The 6,918-nt window shown below is 69.8% G+C and carries 7 protein-coding genes; 6 read left to right on the top strand and 1 reads right to left on the bottom strand.

Going from position 1 to position 6,918, the window contains the following annotated elements; genetic code table 11:
• Positions 1-27 precede the first annotated feature (27 nt).
• The 6 genes from mobB to IBX53_RS13635 all read left to right on the top strand — a co-directional run bounded on the left by mobB (position 28) and on the right by IBX53_RS13635 (position 4,793).
• Positions 28-657 (top strand): molybdopterin-guanine dinucleotide biosynthesis protein B, encoded by a 630-nt coding sequence (mobB, locus tag IBX53_RS13660; protein WP_290910170.1) that lies wholly within the window; start codon positions 28-30, stop codon positions 655-657.
• Positions 654-1,952, top strand: a complete 1,299-nt coding sequence (gene glp / locus IBX53_RS13655; protein ID WP_290910167.1) for a gephyrin-like molybdotransferase Glp — start codon at positions 654-656, stop codon at positions 1,950-1,952. The genes mobB and glp overlap by 4 nt, the downstream gene beginning before the upstream one ends.
• A gap of 10 nt (positions 1,953-1,962) precedes the next feature.
• Positions 1,963-2,817 carry a cyclic pyranopterin monophosphate synthase MoaC gene (moaC, locus tag IBX53_RS13650; RefSeq protein ID WP_290910162.1) on the top strand — a complete coding sequence of 285 codons (855 nt, stop codon included), beginning with the start codon at positions 1,963-1,965 and terminating at the stop codon, positions 2,815-2,817.
• Between the two features lie 4 nt (positions 2,818-2,821).
• Positions 2,822-3,286, top strand: coding sequence for a molybdopterin synthase catalytic subunit MoaE (gene moaE / locus IBX53_RS13645; RefSeq protein ID WP_290910159.1), 465 nt, complete (start codon positions 2,822-2,824; stop codon positions 3,284-3,286).
• 36 nt (positions 3,287-3,322) lie between these two features.
• Complete coding sequence (gene moaA, locus IBX53_RS13640) at positions 3,323-4,315, top strand: GTP 3',8-cyclase MoaA (protein ID WP_290910172.1); 993 nt, start codon at positions 3,323-3,325, stop codon at positions 4,313-4,315.
• Positions 4,316-4,502: 187 nt separating this feature from the next.
• The gene (locus tag IBX53_RS13635; RefSeq protein WP_290910157.1) at positions 4,503-4,793 is read left to right on the top strand and encodes a hypothetical protein; all 291 of its coding nucleotides are present in this window, start codon (positions 4,503-4,505) and stop codon (positions 4,791-4,793) included.
• Positions 4,794-5,125: 332 nt separating this feature from the next.
• On the opposite strand, the gene IBX53_RS13630 is transcribed toward IBX53_RS13635, so the two are convergent.
• Positions 5,126-6,865 carry a ribonuclease J gene (locus IBX53_RS13630; protein ID WP_290910154.1) on the bottom strand — a complete coding sequence of 580 codons (1,740 nt, stop codon included), beginning with the start codon at positions 6,863-6,865 and terminating at the stop codon, positions 5,126-5,128.
• Positions 6,866-6,918: the final 53 nt, after the last annotated feature.

The following is a 6,918-nucleotide window of genomic DNA, read 5'->3' as shown; positions in this document are numbered from 1 at the left end:
TGAGCCCCGAACCATGAGCCCCGACCCATGAACTCGACCCGGCACCCCCGACCGAGTGATGAGAGCGCCCCGGCGCTCCTGCCGCTGCAGGCCTCGCTGCCGCTGCTAGGCATCGCCGCCTGGAGCGGCACCGGCAAGACCACGCTGCTGGAGGCGCTGCTGCCGCGCCTGGCCGAGCGTGGCCTGCGCGTGGCGGTGATCAAGCACGCCCACCACACCTTCGACGTCGACCAGCCCGGCAAGGACAGCCACCGTCTGCGCCAGGCCGGCGCCGCTCCCATGCTGGTGGCCTCCCGCGCGCGGCTGGCGTTGATGATGGAGACCCCCGACCAGCAGGAGCCGGACCTGGCCGAGCTGGTGGCGCTGGTGGCCACCCAGCGCCCCGACCTGGTGCTGGTGGAGGGCTTCAAGGCCTGGCCCCTGCCCAAGCTCGAGCTGCACCGCCCGGCCCTGGGCAAGCCCCTGCGAGTCGTGGAGGACCCCTGGGTGAAGGCGGTGGCCTCGGACGCCCCCCTGGCGCTGCCGGAAGGCGTCGAGGCACTGGACCTCAACGACCTGGCGGCCCTGGCCGACTGGATCGCCGCCTGGCCGGCGCGCTGGCCCCGGGAACGCCGGCCCCGCGCCCTGGACCCGGCCCAAGGAGTCACCTCGCCATGACCCTCTCCTGCTTCGAGCTGGGCGAGCGCATGCTCGCCGTGGAGGAGGCCCGGGCGGCGGTGCTTGCGCTGGTCGCGGGGGCGCTGCCCGCCGAGGCCGTGCCCCTGGCCCTGGCCCACGGCCGGGTGCTGGCCGAGGACGCCGTCTCCCCCATCGATGTGCCCCAGCGCACCAATGCCGCCATGGACGGTATCGCCGTCGCCTGGCCCGAGTTGAGCGCTTCCGATATGAGCGCTACCCAGGAAGGCGTCGCTCCGGCGCGGTTTCGCCGTATCGCGGAGATTCTTGCCGGCCAGGCGCCGAACGCTGAGCTGTCCCCCGGCCAGTGTGCCGGCATCACCACCGGCGCACCGCTTCCCCCGGGTGCCGACACCGTGATCATGCGCGAGCAGTTGGCGGAAGAGGAGGGCGCCGACGGCGTTCGCTGGGCCATCGTCGATTCCCCCGAGCGGGTCCGGCACGGGCAGAACGTCCGCCTGGCCGGCGAGGATATCGCCCGCGGTGCGCTGGCGCTGCCTGCCGGCACCCGGCTCGGTGCCGCCGAGCTCGGCTTGCTGGCCTCCCTGGGCCGCGCCGAGGTGGCGGTGTCGCGTCGCCCTCGGGTAGCGCTCTTCTCCACCGGCGACGAGGTCACCGCGCCGGGCCAGGCGCTGCCCGAGGCGGGCATCTTCGATGCCAACCGCTACAGCCTGATGGCGCTGGCCGCCGAGCACGGTGCCGAGGTGATCGATCTGGGCATCCTGCCGGATTCGCGCGAGGCCATCGCCGCGGGCCTGGCCCGGGCCGCCAATGAGGCGGATCTGGTGATCACCAGCGGCGGAGTCTCGGTGGGCGACGCCGACCACACCCGCTCGGCCCTGGCGGCGCGGGGCGAGCTGGGCTTCTGGAAGATCGCCATTCGCCCCGGCCGGCCGCTGGCCTGCGGGCGCCTTGGCCCCCGCGGCGTGCCCTTCCTGGGCCTGCCCGGCAATCCGGTGGCGGTCATGGTCACCTTCCTGCAGTTCGCCGCCCCGCTGCTGGCGAAGCTGCAGGGCCGGGCGGCGGGGGGGCCGCCGCGTCTCACCGCCATGGCCGAGCAGGCGCTGAAGAGTCGCGTCGGGCGCGTCGACCTGCTGCGCGGCGTCTACCGCTGCGACGGCGACGGGCGGCTGCGGGTCGGCGTCACCGGCGCCCAGGGCTCAGGCATCCTCTCTTCCATGGTCCAGGCCAACTGTCTGATCGAGATCGACGCCGAGCGTGCGGCCGTGGCCGCCGGCGAGGCGGTGACCATTCAACCCCTGTTCCGTTATCCTTGAGGCACCGACCATGTCACTGACCCATCTCAACGCCCGTGGCGAAGCCCATATGGTGGACGTCGCCGACAAGCCGGAGAGCCGCCGGGAGGCCAGCGCCTCCGGGCGCATCACCATGCGGCCCGAGACCCTGGCGCTGCTCGCCGAGGGCGGCCTCCCCAAGGGCGACGTGCTGGCCACCGCGCGCATCGCAGGCATCCAGGCCGCCAAGCGCACCCACGAACTGATCCCCCTCTGCCACGCCCTGGCGCTGTCGAAGGTGGCCATCGACTTCACCCTCGACGAGGCGCGGAGCCGGGTGGAGGTCACCGCCACCTGTCGGCTCAACGGCCGTACCGGCGTGGAGATGGAGGCACTGACCGCCGTCTCGGTGGCCTGCCTGACTCTCTATGACATGTGCAAGGCGGTGGACAAGGACATGGTGATTGACGCGATCCGGCTGGAGGCCAAGACCGGCGGCAAGTCCGGCGACTATCGCCGTGGCGAGGTCGTCGGTGAGGGTATCGACCAGGCCGCCGGCGAGACCGTGGTCACCGGCGCCGAGGGACCCATCGTCACCGGCCAGTGCCACGGCGGCCAGGTGGCCCTGGGCAGTCGCTGCGACATCGCCTCGCCCTGTATTCGCGTCAAGTGCCTGGCGGAGCTGCGCGAGCGGCTCGGCGTGGGCGAACTCTCCGTGCCCCTTTCCGACCTGGAGCGGCCCGACGTCGGGGGGCTCAAGGCGGCCCTCAAGGCCCTGGATCCGCGCTTCGTGGCCCTCGACGAGGGGCGCGTGCTGGTGGCGGTGAACCAGGTGATGGCCGCCGACGTCACCCCGATCACCGATGAGGACGAGGTGGCCTTCTTCCCCCCCGTCACCGGAGGCTGAGCTCATGACCGATGACGCCCTGGTTCGCGTCCAGGAGGCGCCCTTCGATGCGGGCGACGAGCAGCGCGCGCTGCTGGCCGGTCGTACCGATATCGGCGCGGTGGTCTGCTTCACCGGCCTGGTTCGCGACTTCAACGAACGCCCGGAGATCACCGCCCTGACCCTGGAGCACTACCCCGGCATGACCGAGTCGGCGCTGGCGGCCATCGTCGCCGAGGCCCGCAGCCGCTGGGCCCTGGATGGGGTGCGCGTGATACACCGCATTGGACGCCTGGCCCCCGGAGACCCTATCGTGTTGGTGGCGGTGGCCAGTGCGCATCGACGGGCAGCCTTCGAGGCCTGCGATTTCATCATGGACTACCTCAAGACCCGTGCCCCCTTCTGGAAGAAGGAGCACACCAGCGAAGGCGACTACTGGGTCGCGGAGCGCCACTCCGACCATGAGGATGCCGGCCGCTGGGCTAACTGATTCGAGTGACACGCAAGAGAGACGACAATGACAACACTGCCCCAGGCACTGATCGACGACTTCGGAAGGCGCGTGCGCTATGTGCGCATCTCGGTCACCGACCGCTGCGATTTCCGCTGCGTCTACTGCATGAGCGAGGAGATGACCTTCCTGCCTCGCGCCCAGGTGCTGACCCTGGAAGAGCTCGCCCTGGTGGCCCGCGCCTTCGTCGAACTGGGGGTCGAGAAGGTGCGCCTCACCGGCGGTGAGCCCCTGGTTCGCCGCGATATCGACCAGCTGGTGGAGCAGATCGGCGCGCTGCCGGGGCTGCGTGATTTCGCCATGACCACCAACGGCGCGACACTGCCGAAGATTGCCAGGCGGCTGCGCCAGGCGGGCCTGACGCGGCTCAATATCAGCCTCGATTCCCTCGACCCCGAGCGCTTTCGCCAGCTGACCCGCACCGGCGATCTCGCCCGCGTCATCGACGGCATCCGCGCCGCCCGAGAGGCCGGCTTCGAGCGCACCAAGCTCAACGCGGTCATCCTCAAGGGACGCAACGACGATGAGGTGATCGATCTCGTCGAGTTCGCCCGGAATGAGGGGCTCGACATCAGCTTCATCGAGGAGATGCCCCTGGGCGATGTCTCCGACCATCGTCGCGACGAGACCTACTGCTCCAGCGACGAGGTCCAGGCGCTGATCGAGACCCGCTATCCGCTCACCCCCACCACCGAGAGCACCCTCGGCCCCTCGCGCTATTTCCGCATGACCGACAGCGATATCCGGGTGGGTTTCATCTCACCCCACAGTCATAATTTCTGTTCCACCTGCAATCGGGTTCGCGTCACCGTGGAGGGGCGCTTGCTGCTCTGTCTCGGCAACGAGCACTCGGTGGATCTGCGCCGCGTGCTGCGCGCTCACCCGGGGGATATCGACGCCCTTAAACGGGCCATCGTGGCGGCCATGCCCCTCAAGCCCGAGCGCCACCACTTCACCACCGACGGCGACGTCCAGGTGGTGCGCTTCATGAACATGACCGGCGGCTGACCGCGCTTCCCCGGCCGCGTCCCCCGGTCATTTTCCCTGGCCTATCGCCGGCCATGGCGAGCATTTATGGCCGGCTTTTCTTTCCCTGAATCCTGCGGCTTTTCTTGCCAAGCCGCCCATGATGCATATACTTTTCCCTTACACACACGCTATGCCCGTCTCATTTTTCCGGTTCAGGAGGGGATCCATGTCAAGCGAATCCTTGGAGCGCATCGCTCGTAACAAGAACGTCGCTCGCGCCGCCGCACGTCAGCTCAGCATGGAGCAGCTGCACAAGCTCTCCGAGGTGATCGATGAGGTGATCGAGCAGAAGAAGGATGAAGAGCGTCAGCGCCAGGATGAGGAGTTGCAGAAGGAGCGCAAGCGCTCCGAGATCCTCGAGGCCATCAGCGAGGCGGGCCTCTCCGTCGATGACCTGGTGCTCGATCCGCCCCGCCGCAAGCGCGGTCGTCCGCCGAAGAACGCCACCAAGGCGTGATGGATTTAACTCCCACCGAGGCTGTTTCTTCTGGTGGGAGCCACGCTTGCGGGGCGAATACGGAGGCCACCACATTGGCCTGTAACACCGCTGGGCGGCTTCGCCGCTATTCGTCGAAGCGTCGAACCGCGGGCAAAGCCCAGCTCCCACCAGTTATCTCAAGTCCTGGTGGTCGGAAAATGACCCCATAGGCGGTTGCTACTGGTGGGAGCTCAGCTCTGCTGAGCGAATGGAGGCCGAAGGCCTCCCCTAGGCTGCCAACTGGGGCCCAAAAAAAGCCGCTCATCGAGCGGCTTTTCTCATTCGGCTGTCGCACCAGCGCGTCCCGGCCCTTAACCCAGTTCGGTCGCCGAGGGTGCCTCCACGGCCAGTATCTGCAGGTGGATCTCCGGCAGGCGGCGCAGGTGGTCGGCGAACCACCCCACCAGTCGCGGCTGCAGCGCCAGGCGCAGCTCCGCCAGGGTGTCCCCCGCCAGCGCCTCCAGCGTCTCGTCCAGCCAGTCGGTGAAGGCCTCCTCGTCGATGGGGCTGGCCTGGCTGACGTCCAGCATCAGCCGGCCGATGCGCGTCCAGCCCCCTTCGCCGGTGGCGGTGACCGACACCGCCAGATAGAGGCTGCCGTGGCGGGGCCCCTGGTTCGGGCCGGCCAGCCCCGGCAGCGGCGCCACGGCGTTCTGGTTGACGATGCAAGGCGGCTGGGGGTGGCGGGCCACCAGGGAGAGCCCCTCGGCGTCCAGACGGATCAGGTCGCCGTTGAGGGGGGCCAGCGGCGCCTGGATGCCCAGCGCCTCGGCGAGCTCGCGGTGGGCCTGCTGGTGGCGCGGTTCGCCGTGTACCGGCAGCAGGTGGCGCGGCTTCACCCAGCCGTAGAAGGTGCGCAGCTCCTCCTGGGCGGGGTGGCCCGAGGCGTGCAGCTCCGGGTGGCTGAACTCGTCGAGTAGGGTCACCCCCAGCCGCCTGAGGCCGCCCTTGAGCCGTTCGATCATCAGCTCGTTGCCGGGGATCGCCTTGGCCGAGAAGATCACGCTGTCCCCCGCGCCCAGCTCCATGGCGTGGTGGTGACCGCGGGCCAGGCGGTGGAGGGCGGCGCGGGGCTCGCCCTGGCTGCCGGTGGCGATCACGAGCACCTCCTCGGGGGGCAGGTAGCCGAGATCGCTGGCCGGCACTAGAGGCGGGAAGTCGTCCAGGTAGCCGAGCCCGCGGGCCACCGCCACCATGCGCTCCATGGAGCGGCCCATCAGGCTCACCCGGCGGCCGGCGCGCTGGGCGGCGCGGCCGATGGCCAGCACCCGCGCCAGGTTGCTGGCGAAGCAGGAGACCACCACGCGTCCCTCGCAGCGGGCGATGGTATGCTCCAGCGCCCGGGCCACCTCGCCCTCGCTGCGCGAGTGTCCCGGCAGGGGGGCGTTGGTGGAGTCGCCGACGACGAGGTCCACTGGTGCGATGGCGCGGAAGGTGGCCGCCGAGATGGGCTTGCCGATCAGCGGCTCGGGGTCGAGCTTCCAGTCGCCGGTATGCAGCACGCGATGGTCGCCGGCGGCCAGCAGCAGGGCGCAGCTCTCGGGGATCGAGTGGGTCAGCGGCAGGTAGCGCAGGGTGAAGGGGCCGGTCTCCAGCGCCTCGCCCGGCTCGATCACCTGGATGGCATCGGTGGCCAGGCCCCGCTCGATGAACTTGGCGCGCAGCAGGCCGGCGGCCAGGGGGGTGGCGTGAATGGGGCAGCCCCACTTCGGCCACAGCCAGGCGGCGGCCCCGATATGGTCCTCGTGGCCGTGGGTGATGATCAGCGCCCGGGGGCGGATGCCGAGGGCGGTGAGGGTATCGAGGTTGGGCACCTGCAGCGGGCTGTCGGGGAGGTCCTGGCGGATCATCATGCCGCAGTCCACTGCGATCCATTCGTCCTCGGGGCCCTTCTCTCCCGTCCCCCGTTCTCCAGAACTCCGCTCTCCGAAACTCCGCTCTCCAAAACCATAGAGGCTCAGGTTCATGCCGATCTCGCCGCAGCCGCCCAGCGGCAGGAAGTGCAGGGGAGGGCGGCGGCGGGGGCGAATCTGGACTCTGGGCTGTGGCATCGGCAGGCGCGGGCTCGGAAAGTGTTGTTTCACTATACGGGAAGGCCCGGGGC

It is taken from the genome of Halomonas sp., assembly GCF_014859505.1.
Lineage (GTDB): Bacteria > Pseudomonadota > Gammaproteobacteria > Pseudomonadales > Halomonadaceae > Halomonas.
Note: the sequence above shows the minus strand (reverse complement) of the source record. Positions and strands in the feature narration are given on the sequence as shown.